The following is a 17675-nucleotide window of genomic DNA, read 5'->3' on the forward strand; positions in this document are numbered from 1 at the left end:
CGCCCGTTCAGACGCCCCAGTGCGGAATATGGTGCGAGCCCAGCGAGACGGCCACGTTCTTGGGCTCGCAAAAGACCTCGTAGCTCCAGCTGCCGCCCTCGCGGCCCGTGCCCGAGGCCTTGGTGCCGCCGAAGGGCTGGCGCAGGTCGCGCACGTTCTGGCTGTTGACGAAGCACATGCCGGCCTCGATGGCGGCGGCCACGCGGTGGGCGCGGCCCACGCTCTCGGTCCAGACGTAGCTGGACAGGCCGTACTGGATGTCGTTGGCCAGGCGCACGGCCTCAGCCTCGTCGCTGAAGGGAATGATGCAGGCCACGGGGCCGAAGATCTCGTCCTGGGCGATCTGCATGCGGTTGTCCACGTCGGCAAACACCGTGGGCAGCACATAGTTGCCCTTGCGCACGCGCTCGGGCAGCACGGGCGCATCCAGGCCGCCGCACAGCATGCTGGCGCCTTCCTTCTGGCCCAGTTCGATGTAGTGGCGCACCTTGGCCAGGTGGCTGGCGCTGATCATGGGGCCGACGATGGTGGATTCGTCCAGCGGGTCGCCCACGGTGATCTTCCTGGCGCGCTCCACGAAGCGCTCGACGAATTTCGCGTAGATGCCCTTTTGCACCAGGATGCGGCTGCCGGCCGTGCAGCGCTCGCCGTTGTTGGAGAAGATCATGAACACGGCCGCATCCAGCGCGCGCTCGAAGTCGGCATCGTCAAAGATCACGAAGGGGCTCTTGCCGCCCAGCTCCATGCTGAACTTCTTGAGGCCGGCGGCCTGCACGATGCGGTTGCCGGTCTGGGTCGAGCCCGTGAACGAGACGGCGCGCACATCGCGGTGGCGCACCAGGGGCTCGCCCGCGTCCTTGCCGTAGCCGTGCACCAGGTTGAGCACGCCGGGCGGAATGCCGGCCTCCAGCGCCAGCTCGCCCAGGCGCGCGGCCGTCATGGGCGACAGCTCGCTCATCTTGAGCACGGCCGTGTTGCCGAAGGCCAGGCAGGGCGCCACCTTCCAGGTGGCCGTCATGAAGGGCACGTTCCAGGGCGAGATCAGCGCGCACACGCCCACGGGGTGGAACAGGGTGTAGTTCAGGTGCGTGGGCGTGGGATAGGTATGGCCGTCCACGCGCGTGCACATCTCGGCAAAGTAGTAGAAGTTGTCGGCCGCGCGCGGCACCAGCTGCTTGCCCGTCTGGGCGATGACCTGGCCGCAGTCGTTGGTCTCGGTCTGCGCGATCTCGGGCACATGGCGGGCGATCAGGTCGCCCAGCTTGCGCACGAGCTTGGCGCGTTCGGTGGCGGGCGTGTGGGCCCATTTCGGGAAGGCGTTCTTCGCGGCGGCGACAGCGGCCTGCACCTCGGCCTCGCCGCCAGCGGCAACCTCGGCCAGCACCTCCTGGGTGGCGGGGTTGACGGTCTCGAAATAGTCCTTGCCGGCGACGGCCTTGCCGTCGATCAGGTGGTCAATGCGCATGGGGATTCCTTGGCGTGTGCGGGGGGTTCAGGAGGCAGCCGGCGCGTCGCCGACGATGGTGTTGACCAGGCGGCCCAGGCCTTCGATCTCGGTGACGATCTCGTCGCCCACGCGGGAGTCGGCCACGCCGTCGGGCGTGCCGGTGAGGATGAGGTCGCCGGGGTTCAGCGTCATGAAGCCCGACAGATGGGCGATCAGCGAGGGGATGTCATGCACCATGTCGCGCGTGCTGCCGTCCTGCTTGAGCTCGCCGTTGACCCAGCTGCGCAGGCGCAGGTTCATGGGGTCGGGCACATCGGCCGCATCGACGAACCATGGGCCCACGGGCGTGGCGCCGTCGCGGTTCTTCACGCGCAGGTTGGGCCGGTAGAAGTTCTCCAGGTAGTCGCGTATGGCGTAGTCGTTGGCCGTGCAGTAGCCGGCGACCACGCCGTAGGCGTCTTCGCGGCGCACGTTGCGGCAGGTCTTGCCGATGACCACGCCCAGCTCGCACTCGAAGTGCATGTAGGCCACGTCGGCTGGGCGGTACGTGCGGCCGTGGTGGCCGTTCAGCGTGTTCGGGCCCTTGAGGAAGACCAGCGGTTCCTCTGGCGCCTTGTTGAAGGCGATTTCCTTGGCATGGTCCGCATAGTTCAGGCCCAGCGCGAAGACGGTGCCGAACTGCAGCGGCGGCAGCCACTGCACGGCGGTCTCTGCCACCAGGCGGCCATCGGGCAGTTGCACCTGTCCGTGCGGGCCTTCGGTGACCTGCAGGGTCTGCCCTTCGAAGATGACGCGTCCGTGCTTCATGCTGCTGCTCCCTGTTCTGCCACCACCGAATGCGTGAGCCGGCCCAGGCCGGGCACCTCGATGACCACGCGGTCCCCGGGCCGCGCCAGCGGCGCGCCTTCGCTCGGGCCCAGCAGCAGCACGTCGCCGGGCGACAGCGTCATGAATTCGGTCACGTCGGCCAGCAGCCTTGCGGGCGAGCGCACCAGGTCGGCAAAGCCGCGCTGCCAGACCTGTTCACCATTGATGGACACCGTGAGCGTGGCCGCCTGTGCGTCAAAGCCTGTGCCGCGAACGAGGGCGCCCAGCGGGCAGAAACCGTCGCGGCAGCGCTGGCGGATGGCGGGGCGGTAGTAGTTCTCGTGCGGCAGCGTGAGGTCGCTGGCGATCAGCCAGCCGGCCACATGGTCCAGGGCCGTTGCTTCGCTGACGCGCGTGGCGCTGCGGCCGATCACCAGGCCGATGCTGGCATCGACGCGGATCTCGCCGGGATCGGCCGGCACGGCCACCGCCGCGCCATCGCGCGCCCAGGTGTTGCGCGGCTTCAGGTAGAGCACGGGGGCGCGCGGAGCGGCCTTGTAGGGCGCGCTGTCGAACTGCGGCGACAGGCGCTGCACGGTGGCCTGCTGGTTGAGCAGCGTGCCGTAGACCGTGCCCAGCGCAAGGCCGTCATCCAGGAGAAAGGGCTGAATCTGCATGGTGTGAATTTAGTTAACGTGGTAATTATTGTTTTTGCAACAAGCCCCGTCAACACGGTGGATTCAGGGTTTTCCCAGGCCGCAGCAAAAAGCCCCTGCGCGGCGAACCGTGCAGGGGCTTGAAGGGGGTACCGGGTGCGGCCGGTACAGAAGGCGCGCGGGCGTCAGCCGCGGCGGCGGCGCAGTGCGGCCAGGCCGCCCAGGGCCAGCGCCAGCAGCGCCTGGGCCAGCGTGGACAGGCCGGGCACGGGGGTGGCCGTGGCGCCGGGCGGCAGGGCCGCAGGCGCGGCCACCGCCACGGGGTCCACGATGACGCCGTTGGCGGCCAGGTCGCTGTCGCCCGTCTGCCCGTCGGTGATGTCGAAGCTCACCGAGCGGCGGTCGGGTGCGAAGCGGTAGGCCGAGGCGCTCAGCTCATACCAGTGCGCCGTGGGCGTGGCGGCCGTGGGGCCGTACTTCCAGAGCGTGGCCTGGGCGGGTGCGGCTTCGGGCAGGTCCATGCGGATGGTGGCCATGGAGCCCGGCGTGCCGCCCATGAGCACGAAGCTCAGGCTGCCATAGGGCAGGCGCAGGTTGCCCGGCAGCGGGCTTTGCGAGGGCGCGGGCTGAAAGCCTGCCGAGTTCGAGGCGAACTGCCATTGGTCCGCACCCACGTTGCCCGTGCCGTTGCTCACGCCCGCCGTGTTGCTGCCCGTGCCGATCTGCGTGCCGATGGGCACAGGCTTGCTCAGGGCCAGCACAGCCGGCCCGCTGGCCGTGCCCGATGCCGGCAGGTTGACCGCATGCACGCGATAGCTCACGGCAGGGTCCAGGCCGGTGAAGGACAGCGTGGCAGCGGTATTGGCCGCGGTGCTGACCGTGTTGCTGGCAGGGGCCGGCAGGCCGGCGGCATCCAGGCCGGCCATGACCTGTTCCCAGCTGGGGACGGGCGCATTGGCAGGCAGGGCCACGGCGCGCAGGCTGCCGCCCACGCTGGGCGTGGCCTGGACCACGGCCGATGTCTGGTCCACGGCCTGGGCGGACAGGGCCACGGTGGACAGCGCCGGCACCGCCAGGCTGTCCAGGCGCGCCTTTTTCCAGGCGGCATAGGGCAGGTCCTTGGCCACGGTGCCATCGCCGTAGAAATCGGCATCGCCGCAGTCGCTGAGGATGTCCACGCTGCCGCCTGCGTCCAGGCTGGCCGGCATGGCGCCTATGCCTTCGGCCGAGCAGGCGGTATTGGGCACGGTGATGGCGGCCAGGTCGGCAGCGCGCGGGCGCAGGTTCAGGGCCAGGCCTGCGCTGTTCACGCGGCCATCCCAAGAGTAGAGCTGGAAGTTGCGCGGCGCGGTGCCCGTGGCGCTGGCCGAGGGGCCGGCAATGATCAGGTACTCGCCCGCCGCGTTCTTGCGGATTTCGCGGATGCCGCGGCCGCCCAGGTCCAGGCGGATCGGCTGGCCCATGGTCGCGCTGCCCTTGCTGCCGCCATCGGCCGCAGGCAGGGCCGCGAAGTTGGTCACGGGCACGATCAGCGCATGCGTGCGGCCCGTGGCGTCGTCGGCCGTGACGGCGGGCGCGCCCGGTGCCGGCACCAGCGGCGCGCGAAAGCCCAGCCAGGCGGCGCCGTTGTCGGGGCTGGTGGACATGCCTTCGATGGAAAAGCCGCTCATCGTCTCGGCCTCGGGCGCCTTGGTGGCGCCGCCGTCCGAGCTGGCCACCAGGCCCAGGTAGTTGGCGGCAAGGCCGTCATGCGCGGCCGCGTCCCAGCTGCGCAGGTCCTCGCGCAGCCAGCGGTAGTAGCCACTGGCGGTCAGCGCCGTGGAGGCGCCGGAGCCGGTCACATCCATCGCCGCCAGGCGCCAGCGGTCGGTGCGCGACTTGCCGCTCTTGTTGTTGGAGTGCGAGCCCGCCACGTACACGCGGCTGCCCAGGGCAAAGCTGGCCTCGATGTCCATTTCCTCGTCGCTCTTGCAGCTGTCCAGGCCCGTGAGGCCGGGGGCGGTGCAGGCAGCGGCATCGGCCAGGCCCAGGGCGGTCCTGTCCAGCATCAGCGGCTTGATGGGCAGCCCGCCGGCGGGGCCATAGGCCGAGAAGGAGTTGCCGGCCGGCAGCGCATTGCCCGAGGCATCCTGGGCAGGCGCCTCGTCGTCGCCCACCAGCATGGTGGCGGCATCGATGACGATGGCCGTCGATGCGTCCGAGCGCCCGGCCAGCCAGCGCGGGCTGGTGTTGGCTGCGGTGTTGGCCGAGGCCGCGTACTTGATGGTGCGGCTGACGGAGGCGCCCCCCGCGTTGGTCAGCGTGACGGTGATGTCGGCATAGCCCACGCCGGTGGGCGTGATCCTGAGCACGGCGTTGCCACCGCTTTGCGTCGCCACCAGGCCGTTGGCGGCGACCACGGCGAGATTGCTGGACGTGGCGCTGACCGTGGCGGCCGGATCGCTGACGGTGAAGGACAGGCCCGTGCCCGCGAGGACATCGCTGGCATCGCCGACCACGCCCGAATAGGCGGTCAGCGCGGGCAGGGAAGTCGTCGGGGGCGGGCTGGTGGTGACGGGCGCCGAAATGCCGGCCGCCCCGCCGCCCAGGCTGTTCACCGCGCGCACGCGCACCTGGTGGCTGCCGGCCGCCAGTCCGTCCACGGTCTGGCTGGTGCCGAATACCGCCAGGCTGTGCGACACGGTGGCGAAGCCGTCGCTGGACAGTTCGACCAGGTAGTAGGACGCGCCGCTCACGCTGGCCCACTGCGCCTGCACGCTGTTGCCCGAGGCGCTGGCATTGACGCTGGCAGGGGCTGCGGGCACGGAAGCTGGCGGGGACACTTCGGGTGCCCAGGCCAGGCCGTACAGCACGCCGTCGATGCCCGACGCCAGCGGCTGCGGCGTGCCAGCCAGCGTGCCGGTGCGGCCCGAGGCATCGAACAGGCGATACAACTGCCCGTCGGAGCCGGTGGCCAGCAGCATGACCGCGCCCTGGCCCAGATGCACGGCTGCCAGGCCATGGGCGCCTGCCAGCGGCGCCGAGCCCCGGGCCACCCAGATGCCCGCTTCCAGCGTGTACTTGCGCACCGTGCCGGTGCCATCGTTGTTGGCGGCCACGTAGAGCGTGTCTGCGCCCGGCGTGCCATCGAGATCGAGGAAGGCCAGTCCGCGCAGGTTGTTGCCCGCCAGGCCCGGCAGCGCGCTGACTGCGGGCGTGCCTGTCGTGGGCAGCCCGGTTCCGATCCTGTTGAGCGTGTCGCCGCTGGCAAAGGCCGCGTAGAGCTGGCCATCGGCCATGGTGATGCCCTGGGTGTTCTTGTTGCTCAGCTGGGTGGCGCTGGTGGCATCTTTCTGGACGAACCAGATGCCGCGGTTGGCGTTGGGGCTGCCGCTGCCGCTGGCCCAGGCGCGGCTGCAGTCGTCGCTGACCACGCTGCGAAAGGCATCGCCGACCAAGGCCGTACCGCCCAGTCGCGTGCCATTGCCCACCACACCGTCGGCATCGACAAAGGCCACGCCGCGTGCCGCCGCCGTCTTGGGATCGGCGCCGCCCGGTGCCACCGCATAGCCGGGGACCGTCAGGCACAGGCCGTTGGCCGAGCGGTTGAGCAGGCCTTCCGAGCCCGTGCTGCTGGCCGTCAGCGGCGTTGCACCGCCTGACAGCGGCAGCGATTGCACCAGCGTGCCGTCCACGCGGTACTCGTCCAGGTACACAGGCAGGGCGCCCGTGCCGGTGCCCACGCGGTAGGCCACCAGGTTGCCCGGGGTGAACGGCGCGGACCATGCAGCGCCACACAGGGCCAGGCAGGCCGTTGCAATTGCCTTGTGCCGCCAATTCAAAGTATCCATGCGCATGCTCACCATCCCCTGTGTGACAAATCGCGCGACTGTAAAAGGCGGCTGTGACAGCCCGGTGACGGCAGGCCATGCACGACGGCGGCAAGCTGCCATGCAAAAAAAAAACGGCTCCCGCGGGGGAGCCGTCTTTGGTTCATTGCGCCGTGAAGCCTGCGCTTTGCTTTTTCTGGTTATGGGCGCCGCATGTCCACGGTGCAGCGGATCAGCGGATCAGCAGCACCGGCACCTGGCTGCCGGCCAGCACCTGGGTGCTGACCGAGCCCATGACCAGGCGGCCCAGCGCGCCATGGCCATGCGTGCCCATGACCAGCAGGTCGAACTTGCCTTCCTCGGCGGCCTTGATGATGGAGTCGGCGACCGGGCCCACCTTGCTCAGGCGCGTGGCCTGCACGCCGTGTTCGGCCAGGTAGCTGCACACGGGGTCCAGCACCTTGGTCGATTCCTCGGCGTAGTACTCGTCCACCACCTCCTTGCCCAGGGCGGCGCGCGCGCGGGCCGGCAGCTGGGGCTGGACGGTGATGGCGCTGTAGCTGTGGGCGGAGCCCAGGATCTCGGGGTGCGAGGTCAGGTAAGCCAGCATCTTCTGGGTGTAGGGGCTGCCATCGACTGCGAGCAGGATGTTCATGAAAGTCCTCCTTTGGTATGGCCCAAGACTAAGCCCAAGCCGGGATGGAGTGCTTGATCCAGGTCAAGCGCGGACCGGCGCATCTGCCACTTCTGCCGCCCCTGCGGTCATGTGCGCCGGCAACTCGATGGTAGAGCGCGGAAAAAAGCCCTCCTGCTCGCCCTTGCGTGCATAGCCCAGCGGGTTGGCCACCACGCGGCAGCGCCAGGCGCTGCCATCGTCGCGCAGGCCCTCGGCCACATAGTCGCTGGGCGAATGCAGGTGGCCGTGCAGCCACAGATCGGCAAAGGGCAGCAGATCGTCGAGCACATTGCAAAAGCCGGCCGTGCCGGGCACCAGGCCATAGCGCGGATCGGCGCTGCGCAGACTGGGCGCGAAGTGCGTGACGGCCACCGTGGGGCCGTCGAAAGGCCGGGCCAGCGCCTGGCGCAGCCATTGCTGGCAGACCAGCGACTGCTCGCGCATGGGCTCGGCCAGAAAGGGCTCGCCGCCGCGCGTGCCGCCGGTCTTGTGCAGGTAGAAGTTGGCGGCGCGGAAGGCCTTCTCGCGCAGCTTCAGCAGTCGGGTCAGGTCGCTCACGCCTTCGTGCATGGACATGGCGTCGTAGTCGCTCCACAGCGTGGTGCCCACGAAGCGCACGCCGCCCAGCACGGCGGTCTCGCGCTCCAGCCAGACCATGCCCATGCGCTCGCAGGCGGCGCGCAGGCGGGCATGGGCAGCGTCGAAGTCCTGCATGTCGTACTCATGGTTGCCCGGCACGAAGATCACGGGGCAGGGCCAGCCCGCGTACTGGGGCAGGGGAGAGAAACGCTCCAGCCCGAAGTGCTCGCCTTGCAGCAGGCTGCCGCTTTGGTAGGAGCCTATGTCGCCGGCCAGCACCAGCACGTCGGCATCGGGTGCGGGCTCGGCGATGAAATGCGGATGGGCCTCGAGGTGCAGGTCGGACAGCAGCTGGATCTTCATGCGGCCAAGTGTAGAACCTGCGCTGGCGCGCGCCCCCGCAACACGCTCTCAGGTGTGCGGGAAGGTGGCCTCGGCCGAGCGCGTGAGCGTGCGCAGCAGCCAGTCGTAGGCCTGCGGGTGCTGGCCGCGCCGGCGCCACAGCGCATCCACATGCACGGGCTGCACGTCGAAGGGCAGCTCGCGCAGCACCAGCTTGTCGGCCATGCCGGTCACGGGCACGAAGTGGCGCGGCAGGATGGTCAGCAGGTTGGAGTTCATGACCACGCGCCCGGCCGTGAAGAACTGGTTGACGGTGAGCACCACCTGGCGCGTGCGGCCCAGCGAGGCCAGGGCCTCGTCGATGAAACCGAAGGAGCGGCCCGAGAAGCTCACCAGCATGTGGCGCGCCGCGCAGTAGTTGTCCAGCGTCAGCGGCACATCGGCCAGCGGATGGCCCTGGCGCATCACGCACAGGTACTCGCCTTCATACAGGCGCCGGCTGTCGAAGGCCACCAGGGCGCCCGACTGCGCGCGCGCCGTCAGGTCGGCCAGCGCGGCGGGGAAGTAGCCTACGGCCATGTCGGCCTCGCCGGCCTCCAGCAGGCCGCGCGGGTCGCGCGTGGTCAGCGGCAGCACGCGGATGCCCACGCCGGGCGCCTCGCGCTCCAGCAGGCTGAACATGGGCGGGATCAGCGTGGCCGCCGTGGCGTCGGCCATGGCCAGCACAAAGGTGGCGGTGGCGGTGGAAGGATGGAATTCGCCCGGCGTCAGCGTGTCCTGCAGCTGCTGCAGCGCCTCCCGGATCACGGGCCACAGCGCCAGTGCGCGCGGCGTGGGCTCCACGCCCTGGCCCTGGCGCACCAGGAGCTCGTCGCCCAGGGCCTCGCGCAGGCGTCGCAGGGCGTTGCTCACGGCCGGCTGGGTGATGGCCAGCTTGTGGGCCGCCCGCGTCAGGCTGCGCTCTGCCATCACCTCGTCGAAGACGCGCAGCAGGTTCAGATCCAGTGTGCGGAAGTTCAGGGCAGACATGGCGGCGGGCGCTGAGTCATCACTGGCGTGAATGCTACAGATTCAAGATATAAATTTGAAGAGCTATAGGGTAAACCCTATAGTTACACCTAGTCGCCCGCCACGCCGTCAAAAGCGGCTATTTAACTGGGTTTATCTGCCATGAGCAACTTCATTTACAACTCCTACTGTGTCGAGCACCCTGGTGTGGTGCATGTCTATCAAGCCGCCGATGACCGCAAGAGCGCTGCCAAGCGTTTCTCCGGCAAGCGTGGCGCCAGCGCCCTGCTGCTCGCTGCCCTGGTGGCCGCGCTGATGGTGGTGGTCAACGAGGTCGCCCACAACTGGACCGACGGCCACATGCTGGGCGCCTGGGTGGTGCTGTGGGTTGCCGCCTTCATGGGCCTGGCCCTGTTCTCCGCTCCCGCCCGCCGCGCTGCCATGACGGCCCGCGCCGGCTACCGCGCCTGGACCGAGAGCCGCCAGCAGGCCGCTGCCGACGAGCGCATCTGGAATGCCGCCCTGCAGGACGCTCGCCTGATGGCCGACCTGGCCCGCGCCATGGATAGGCAAGGCAACTGAGCTCTGCCTGGGGCGCCTTGCGGCGCTCCTCCAAAAAAGCCGCTGCCCACAAGGCGCGGCTTTTTTGTTGTCTGGGGGCGTCGTTGAAACGCCACAAAAAAAGCCTCGCAGTGCGAGGCTTTTTCCATGGGCTGGCGCTGGATCAGGCCGCCAAGCGCTTTTCGAGTTCGGCCTTGGTCACCAGCAGCTCCTGGGGCAGCTTGTGGGCCAGCTTGTCGAAGTGCTCGGTGTGCAGCTGCATTTCCTCGGCCCAGGCGGCCTTGTCGATGCTGGTCACGCTGGCGAACTGGTCGGCGGAGAAGTCCAGGCCGGTCCAGTTGATCTCGGCGTACTGGGGCGCAATGCCGAAGGCGGTCTGCTCGCCCTGTGCCTGGCCTTCGAGGCGGTCGATCATCCACTTCAGGACGCGCATGTTCTCGCCGTAGCCAGGCCAGACGAACTTGCCGTCGGCGTTCTTGCGGAACCAGTTGGTGGTGAAGATCTTGGGCAGGGCGGCGCCCTGGCCTTCGATCTTGGCGCCCAGCGTGAGCCAGTGCTGGAAGTAGTCGCTCATGTTGTAGCCGGCAAACGGCAGCATGGCGAAGGGGTCGCGGCGCACCACGCCCTGGGCGCCGAAGGCGGCGGCCGTCGTTTCCGAACCCATGGTGGCGGCCATGTAGACGCCTTCGGTCCAGTTGCGGGCCTCGGTCACCAGCGGCACGGTGGTGGAGCGGCGGCCGCCGAAGATGATGGCGTCGATCTTCACGCCCTTGGGATCGTCCCAGGCTTCGTCCAGCGCGGGGTTGTTGGTCGCGGCCACGGTGAAGCGGGCATTGGGGTGGGCGGCCTTGGCGCCGGTTTCGCGGGCGATCTGGGGCGTCCAGTCCTTGCCTTGCCAGTCGATCAGGTGATCGGGCTGCTTGCCGGTGTCCTTGTCCATGCCTTCCCACCACACGTCGTTGTCATCGGTCAGCGCGACGTTCGTGAAGATCACGTTCTTGTCGAGGCTGGCCATGCAGTTGGGGTTGGTGTGGTAGTTCGTGCCCGGGGCCACGCCGAAGTAGCCGGCTTCGGGGTTGATGGCGCGCAGCGAGCCGTCGGCCTGGGGCTTGATCCAGGCGATGTCGTCGCCAATGGTGGTGACCTTCCAGCCTTCGAAGACCTTGGGCGGCACCAGCATGGAGAAGTTGGTCTTGCCGCAGGCGCTGGGGAAGGCCGCAGCCACGTGGTACTTCTTGCCCTGGGGGTTGGTCACGCCCAGGATGAGCATGTGCTCGGCCAGCCAGCCCTGGTCGCGGCCCATGGTGGAGGCGATGCGCAGCGCAAAGCACTTCTTGCCCAGCAGGGCGTTGCCGCCGTAGCCCGAGCCATAGCTCCAGATTTCGCGCGTCTCGGGGTAGTGGACGATGTACTTGGTCTTGTTGCAGGGCCAGCTGGTCTGGTCCTTCTCGCCTTCGGCCAGGGGCGCGCCCACGGTGTGCACGCAGGGAACGAACTCGCCTTCGACGCCGATCACGTCATACACGGCACGGCCCATGCGGGTCATGATCTTCATGTTGACGGCCACATAGGCGCTGTCGGACAGCTCCACGCCCACGTGGGCGATGGGCGAGCCCAGCGGGCCCATGGAGAAGGGCACCACATACATGGTGCGGCCGGCCATGCAGCCGTCGAACAGCGGCTGCAGCGTGGCGCGCATCTCGTTCGGGGCCATCCAGTTGTTGGTCGGGCCCGCATCTTCCTTGTTGGCCGAGCAGATGTAGGTGCGGTCCTCGACGCGCGCCACGTCTGACGGGTCGGACCAGGCCAGGTAGCTGCCGGGGCGCTTGACGGGATCGAGCTTCTTGAAGGTGCCGGCATCGACGAGCTGCTGGCACAGCTGCTCGTACTCTTCCTGGGAGCCGTCGCACCAGTGGATACGGGCGGGCTTGCACAGTGCGGCCATCTCGGCCACCCAGGCGATCAGTCGGCTGTTCTTGACGTAGGCAGGGGCCTGGATGTTCAGGCCTTGCATGACGGGTGCGTTCATCGCGGAGCTTCCTTCAATTGAAAAAACCAGTTTTTCAAAGGGGACGCGCCTGTTGCCGCACCAACTTTGAGAAACGGGCTCTTGTTCAGTCGGCGCGCGAAGGAAGCTCTTCTCGGGGCGGCGAGGCGGCGCTGGCGGAAGCTGGCGGCGCACCGGCTGGGGATTCGATTCTAGGGAGCGGTCACGAATTTGTCAGCAAACGAATGGCAAAAACTATGCATTCTGTGCATTAAAATATGCAAGATGATCTGTCTGTTTGCTTATGCAATAGGCAAACAAAAAGCCCCGCAAAGCGGGGCTCGGTGCAGGGGGCGAAGGGGCCGTATCAGGCCATGTTGACGGCGATGAAGGCCAGCAGAAACATCATCACGGCGCCCGCCAGGGGCAGGATGACGGGCATGTAGGGGACGATGGCCTCGGTGGCGTCTTCGGGGGGCGACTGCTCGCCGTGGTTCGCTGCGGGATCATGCGACATGCAAAAGCTCCTGGCTGCCAATGGGGATGCCCCATTCTAGGCAGGCCTGCCCGCCAGCGCCTTCGGGGAAAGCCATGACACAAGGAGCCAGGGGCCTGCTAGGGCTCTAGACGGCGTTGACCTGCATGCCTTCGGCCTGCAGGGCAGCGATGACCTCTTCGATATGGGCCTTGTTGCGGGTCTGCAGCACCAGCTCGATTTCCACGCTCTGCGCGGCGAGCATGGTGAAGGCGCGCTGGTGGTGGACTTCCTCGATATTGGCCCCCGCCGCTGCCACCGTGGCCGTGATGCGCGCCAGCACGCCGGGCACGTCGCGCGCGCTGACCTTGATGCGCGCCAGCCGCCCGGAGCGCACCATGCCGCGCCCGATGATGGCCGCCAGCAGCAGCGGGTCGATGTTGCCGCCCGACAGGATCAGCCCCACCTTCTTGCCCGCGAAGTGCTGCGGATGGCGCAGCAGCGCGGCCAGGCCCGCGGCGCCCGCACCCTCGACCAGGGTCTTCTCGATCTCCAGCAGCATGAGCACGGCCTGCTCGATGTCGCCTTCATCGACCAGCAGCATGTCGTCCACCAGGCGCGATACGACTTCCTGCGTGATCGCGCCGGGCTGGGTGACGGCAATGCCCTCGGCGATGGTCGAGGTGCCCATCGGCAGCCCGGCCTGGCGCACGGCATTGAACATGGACGGAAAGCGCTGTGTCTGCACGCCGATGATCTCGATGCCCGGGTTCAGTCCCTTGGCGGCCGTGGCCACGCCCGCGATCAGGCCGCCGCCGCCGATGGCCACGATGAGCTGGTCCAGGTCGGGCTGCTCGGCCAGCATCTCCAGCGCCAGCGTGCCCTGGCCCGCCGCGATCTGCTCGTCGTCATAGGGGTGGACGAAGCACAGGCCCTGCTGCTCGGCCAGCGTGTAGGCATGCTGGCGCGCCTCGGCCAGGGAGTCGCCGTGCAGCACGATCTCGGCGCCGAAGCCGCGCGTGCGCTCCACCTTCACGCCCGGCGTGAAGCGCGGCATGACGATGACGGCACGCACGCCCAGGCGCTGCGCGTGGTAGGCCACGCCCTGGGCATGGTTGCCGGCGCTCATGGCGACCACGCCGCGTGCGCGCTCCTCGGGCGAGAGCTGGGCCAGCTTGTTGAGGGCGCCGCGTTCCTTGAACGAGGCCGTGAACTGCAGGTTCTCGAACTTGAGATAGACCTGCGCTCCCGTGATCTGGGACAGCGTGCGCGATTCCACGCAGGGCGTTTCGAGCACGGCGCCGCGCAGGCGGTCGGCGGCGTTCTGGATGTCTTGGAGGCTGAGCATCACGCATTGTGGCGCACGGCGGCCCGGGCGCGCGGCAGGGCACGCCATGGATTCCCCGCAGAAAGCGCCGCACCGGCGCGATCCATAAAATGAGAATCATTCTTGTCTTTGGGGCGCACACCGCTCCGGCTGGCCATGGCTCTTTCCTCTGTCCAAACACCTGCACGCCCTCCGCGCTGGCTGGGGCGGGGCACGTTGCGTGCCTGCGACTTCAGCGGTCCCGACTACCGCATCCTCGACGCCGAGGTCACGGCCGAGGACGCGCTGCTGGCCGGGCACCTGCAGTCCTGGCAGGTCCAGCCCGGCCTGTGGCTGCATGGCGTGGAGGCGCGCGACCTGCGCACCATGAACACGCGTTCGCCGGCCGTGCCGGGGCTGCACCTGGTCGTGCTGCTGGAGGGCTGCGTGGACGTGGCCTTCGGCAGCCAGGGCCTGCAGATGCAGGTGGCGCCCGCCAGCCCGGCCGGTGCCCATGTGCAGGCCTGCGGCGCCGTCATCCATTCGCGGCCCGGCGACATGTTCATGCGGCATTGGCGGCGCGGAAAGTTCGAGCGCAAGCTCAGCATCACCGTGCAGCCGCAATGGTTTGCCGCCCAGGCCCTGCCCATGGTCGCGCCACCGCTGCTGCGGCACTGGATGGAGCAGCAGTTGCTGGCCATACAGCCCTGGCAGCCATCGCCGCGCGCCGTGGCGGTGGCCGAGCAGATCATCCAGCTGGCGCGCGAAGGCTCTGCGCCCCTGCTGCTGGCCAGCCGCACGCTGGAGCTGGTGCACGAGGCCGTGCAGGCGCTGGACGCGCCCGAGCCCGACCCAGCGCAGACCGTGCCGGGCGTGCTGGGCGTGCGCGAACACCGGCGCATGGCGCGCCTCAAGGCCTTGCTGGACAGTGGCGGCGACGGCTGCCGCCCGCTGGCCGATATCGCGCGCGAGGTCGGCCTGAGCGCCAGCGCCCTGCAGCGCCAGTTCCGTCTGGCCTACGGATCGAGCATCGACGGGTACCGGCGCGAGCAGCGGCTGGAACGCGCCTGGGCCGCGCTGGAGCAGACGGGCTGCAGCGTCTCCGAGGTCGCGCATGCGGCCGGCTATTCCAGCGCCGCCAATTTCTCCACGGCCTTCAAGCGCCGCTTCGGCATCTCTCCCAAGCTGGTGCGCGCCAGGCTCTGAGGGCCTGATGGGCTTATGGGCTTATGGGCGCGCTGCGCAAACGTCGGCGGGGCTGGCGCAAACCCCACGGGCGCCGGGCGATGCTGCAATCACCGAACGAAAGGACATCCGTCAATGACACAGCTGCAGGCACGCACTTCGGTGCGCATGGACAGGGCCGAGGAGGCCATCGCCGCCATCGTCGGGCACATGCAGGAGCACGACATCACCGTGCGCCGCGAAGGCACGCGCTGGGTGGCCGACTACGAAGGCGGCCGGGGCCAGCTGTGGCTGGAGGGCGGGCAGGTCCATGCCGAGGTGGCGGCGCCGGGCGTGGAGCTGCTGCAGGACATGAAGCTCATGCTGGCCCACCTGCTGCTGGAGGCCACGGGCGCCGCCGATGGCTCCCTGGCCTGGGAGGGTGACGGCGCCACGCTGCAGCGCCCGCCGGCCTTCCGCGAACTGCGGGTGCTGGCCGTGCGCGATCTCACGCTGCACATGCGCCGCGTGCGCTTTGCCTGCGACGACATGGCGCGCTATGCGCAGGACACCAACATCCACGTCAAGCTGCTGTTTCCGCAGCCGGGCGTGGCCGAGCCCCAATGGCCCACGCTGTCGGCCAGCGGCCTGCTGCGCCTGCCCGAGGGTGACGGGCGCCTGGACATGCGCACGTACACCATGCGTGCGATGGGAATGGCCCAAGACGGCGCCAACGGATGGATCGACGTGGATTTCGTGCTGCACGAGGACGCCGGCCCCGGGTCCGCCTGGGCCGCGCGCGCCCAGCCGGGCCAGCGCATCGGCATGACCGGCCCCGGCGGGCGCACGGCCACCCCGGCCGACTGGATGCTGCTGGCCGGCGACGACACCGGCCTGCCGGCCATGCTGCGCATTGCGGCCGCCCTGCCGGCGCACACGCGCGGCCATGTGTTTGCCGAAGTCCAGGGCCCGCAGGACGAGCAGCCCGTGCAGGCGCCCGAAGGCCTGCAATGGCACTGGCTGCACCGCGGCGCTGCCGAGGCCGGCACCACCACGCTGCTGATCGACGCGCTGCGCGCCGTGCGCTGGCCGGATGCGTTGGCCGGTCATCCCGCCAGCCGCTTCGTCTGGGCCGCTGGCGAATTCGACACCGCCCAGGCCGTGCGCCAGTGGGCGCGCGAGGAGCGCGGTCTGGAAAAGCACGAGCAGCTGGTCGTGGCCTATTGGCGGCGCGGCATGAGCGAGTCGGATTTCAAGGCCGCAAAGTAGGCCGCAAAGTAGGCCACGCAGGAGGCCGGCGCCTCAGGTGGCGCTGCGCTCCTGACGCAGCAGAAACTTCTGCAGCTTGCCAGTGGGCGTGCGCGGCAGGCTGGCCGCAAAGACGAATTCACGCGGGATCTTGTAGCGCGCCAGCCTGTCGGCCAGGAACTGCTGCAGTGCCTCGGCCTGCGGCGCGGCCTCGCCGCGCGTCACCACGTGGGCGACGACGGTCTCGCCCCATTCGGCGTGGGGCCGGCCCACGACGGCGACATCGGCGACCTGGGGATGGGCCGACAGCGCGTCCTCCACCTCCTTGGAATACACGTTCTCGCCACCCGTGATGACCATGTCCTTGGTCCGGTCCACGATGAAGAGATAGCCCGCGTCGTCCAGGCGCGCAAGATCGCCCGTGCGGTACCAGCCGCCCGGTGCGAAGGCGGCAGCCGTGGCCTGGGCGTCGTGCAGATAGCCGTCCATCACGCTGCCGGTGCGCAGCCAGATCTCGCCGGTGTCGCCCGGGCCGGCATCCTCGCCGTCGTCGCGCACCACGCGCATGTCCACGCCGGGCAGGGCCACGCGGCCGATGGAGCCTGCGCGCTCCACCTGCTCCTCGGGGTAGAGCGTGGTGCCCGTGGGGCCGGTCTCGGTCATGCCGTAGACCTGGTAGAAGCGGTCGCTGCGGTAGGCCGTGGCCAGCTTGTGTGCCATTTCGGCGCCGATGGGGCCGCCGCCGTAGACCCAGGCGCGCACGCTGCTGAGGTCGTAGCGGGCAAAGTCGGGCAGCATCTGCAGCGGCGCAAAGTAGGAGACCGGCGCGCCGAAGTACAGCGTCACGCCCTCGTCCTGCACGGCCTGCAGGAAATGCTGCGGGTGGTACTCGCGCAGCAGCACCACGGTGCCGCCCATGTACAGCGTGCCGCCAAACCAGTTGTTGAGCGGCGAGGAATGCCAGATGGGCATGGCCATCAGCGTGCGTTCCTCGCGCGTGATGGACAGGCCCAGCGCGGCCGTGATCGCCGCCAGCGTGACGGCACGATGGCTCAGCAGGCAGCCCTTGGGCCGGCCCGTGGTGCCCGAGGTGTAGAGCACCTGGGCGATGTCGCCATCGGCGGGCCGCGTGCCTTCCATGGGCCTGGCGGCCGCCACCAGCGTGTCCCAGTCCTGGACACCCGGGACGGCCTCTTGCGCCTCGGTCACAAGGCGGGCGCAGGGGTGTGGCGCGGCCGCGACCACGGGCGCGAGTGCGGCGTCAAACACCAGGGCCTTGCACTGCGCGTGGTCGAGGATGTACTGCAGCTCGGGCGCCTGCAGCTTGTGGTTGACGGGCACCAGCGCGGCGCCCAGGCGCCAGGCGCCGAACAGGGCTTCGACAAAGCCCGGCGTGTTCAGGCACATCAGGGCCACGGTATCGCCCCGGCCCACGCCCTGGGCCTGGAGCACGGCGGCCGCGCGCTGCGAGCGCCGCTGCATGTCGGCATAGCTGATGGAGGCGCCGCGGTCGCGCAGAAAGGCCTTGGCGGGCGTCTTGCGCACGGCGCTGTCGAAGGCGTCGAGCAGGTTCATGTCTTGTCTCCTTGTGCTTTGTTGTGTGGTGGGCC

14 protein-coding genes are annotated in these 17675 nt (G+C 69.1%); 3 read left to right on the forward strand and 11 right to left on the reverse strand.

What is annotated here, in order from left to right; all coding sequences use genetic code 11:
• Window positions 1–7 precede the first annotated feature (7 nt).
• The 7 genes from hpaE to IB269_RS24820 form a co-directional block, all read right to left on the reverse strand.
• Entirely contained in the window at window positions 8–1465 is a 1458-nt protein-coding gene (hpaE, locus tag IB269_RS24790; protein ID WP_192368580.1) for a 5-carboxymethyl-2-hydroxymuconate semialdehyde dehydrogenase, read from the reverse strand.
• 27 nt (window positions 1466–1492) lie between these two features.
• Window positions 1493–2254 carry a fumarylacetoacetate hydrolase family protein gene (locus tag IB269_RS24795; RefSeq protein ID WP_099752418.1) on the reverse strand — a complete coding sequence of 254 codons (762 nt, stop codon included), beginning with the start codon at window positions 2252–2254 and terminating at the stop codon, window positions 1493–1495.
• The gene (locus IB269_RS24800; protein WP_192368581.1) at window positions 2251–2931 is read right to left on the reverse strand and encodes a fumarylacetoacetate hydrolase family protein; all 681 of its coding nucleotides are present in this window, start codon (window positions 2929–2931) and stop codon (window positions 2251–2253) included. Before IB269_RS24800 ends, IB269_RS24795 begins: the two co-directional genes overlap by 4 nt.
• Before the next feature lie 164 nt (window positions 2932–3095).
• Entirely contained in the window at window positions 3096–6740 is a 3645-nt protein-coding gene (locus IB269_RS24805) for a DUF3616 domain-containing protein (protein ID WP_225614287.1), read from the reverse strand.
• Between the two features lie 211 nt (window positions 6741–6951).
• The gene (locus IB269_RS24810; protein WP_012202049.1) at window positions 6952–7374 is read right to left on the reverse strand and encodes a universal stress protein; all 423 of its coding nucleotides are present in this window, start codon (window positions 7372–7374) and stop codon (window positions 6952–6954) included.
• 63 nt (window positions 7375–7437) lie between these two features.
• Entirely contained in the window at window positions 7438–8337 is a 900-nt protein-coding gene (locus IB269_RS24815; protein ID WP_192368583.1) for a metallophosphoesterase, read from the reverse strand.
• A gap of 48 nt (window positions 8338–8385) precedes the next feature.
• The gene (locus IB269_RS24820; protein WP_012202051.1) at window positions 8386–9345 is read right to left on the reverse strand and encodes a LysR family transcriptional regulator; all 960 of its coding nucleotides are present in this window, start codon (window positions 9343–9345) and stop codon (window positions 8386–8388) included.
• A gap of 141 nt (window positions 9346–9486) precedes the next feature.
• On the opposite strand from IB269_RS24820, the gene IB269_RS24825 reads away from it, so the two are divergent.
• Window positions 9487–9906, forward strand: a complete 420-nt coding sequence (locus IB269_RS24825; RefSeq protein WP_012202052.1) for a hypothetical protein — start codon at window positions 9487–9489, stop codon at window positions 9904–9906.
• Between the two features lie 142 nt (window positions 9907–10048).
• Here the strand turns inward: IB269_RS24825 and IB269_RS24830 are convergent, their stop codons facing one another.
• The 3 genes from IB269_RS24830 to IB269_RS24840 all read right to left on the reverse strand — a co-directional run bounded on the left by IB269_RS24830 (window position 10049) and on the right by IB269_RS24840 (window position 13695).
• Window positions 10049–11914 (reverse strand): phosphoenolpyruvate carboxykinase (GTP), encoded by a 1866-nt coding sequence (locus IB269_RS24830; protein ID WP_071953918.1) that lies wholly within the window; start codon window positions 11912–11914, stop codon window positions 10049–10051.
• Between the two features lie 325 nt (window positions 11915–12239).
• Window positions 12240–12389, reverse strand: a complete 150-nt coding sequence (locus IB269_RS24835) for a hypothetical protein (protein ID WP_013800017.1) — start codon at window positions 12387–12389, stop codon at window positions 12240–12242.
• Between the two features lie 106 nt (window positions 12390–12495).
• On the reverse strand, window positions 12496–13695 hold the full coding sequence (locus IB269_RS24840; RefSeq protein ID WP_065344929.1) for a threonine ammonia-lyase: 1200 nt from the start codon (window positions 13693–13695) through the stop codon (window positions 12496–12498).
• A gap of 135 nt (window positions 13696–13830) precedes the next feature.
• On the opposite strand from IB269_RS24840, the gene IB269_RS24845 reads away from it, so the two are divergent.
• Window positions 13831–14859, forward strand: a complete 1029-nt coding sequence (locus IB269_RS24845; RefSeq protein WP_192368584.1) for a helix-turn-helix transcriptional regulator — start codon at window positions 13831–13833, stop codon at window positions 14857–14859.
• 114 nt (window positions 14860–14973) lie between these two features.
• Window positions 14974–16086 carry a siderophore-interacting protein gene (locus tag IB269_RS24850; RefSeq protein ID WP_192368585.1) on the forward strand — a complete coding sequence of 371 codons (1113 nt, stop codon included), beginning with the start codon at window positions 14974–14976 and terminating at the stop codon, window positions 16084–16086.
• A gap of 33 nt (window positions 16087–16119) precedes the next feature.
• Here IB269_RS24850 and IB269_RS24855 read toward each other — a convergent pair whose 3' ends face one another.
• A complete protein-coding gene (locus tag IB269_RS24855; protein ID WP_141832998.1) occupies window positions 16120–17640 on the reverse strand; it encodes a class I adenylate-forming enzyme family protein in 1521 nt (506 codons plus the stop codon).
• Window positions 17641–17675: the final 35 nt, after the last annotated feature.

Source organism: Delftia sp. DLF01 (assembly GCF_014852125.1).
GTDB lineage: Bacteria > Pseudomonadota > Gammaproteobacteria > Burkholderiales > Burkholderiaceae_C > Comamonas > Comamonas acidovorans.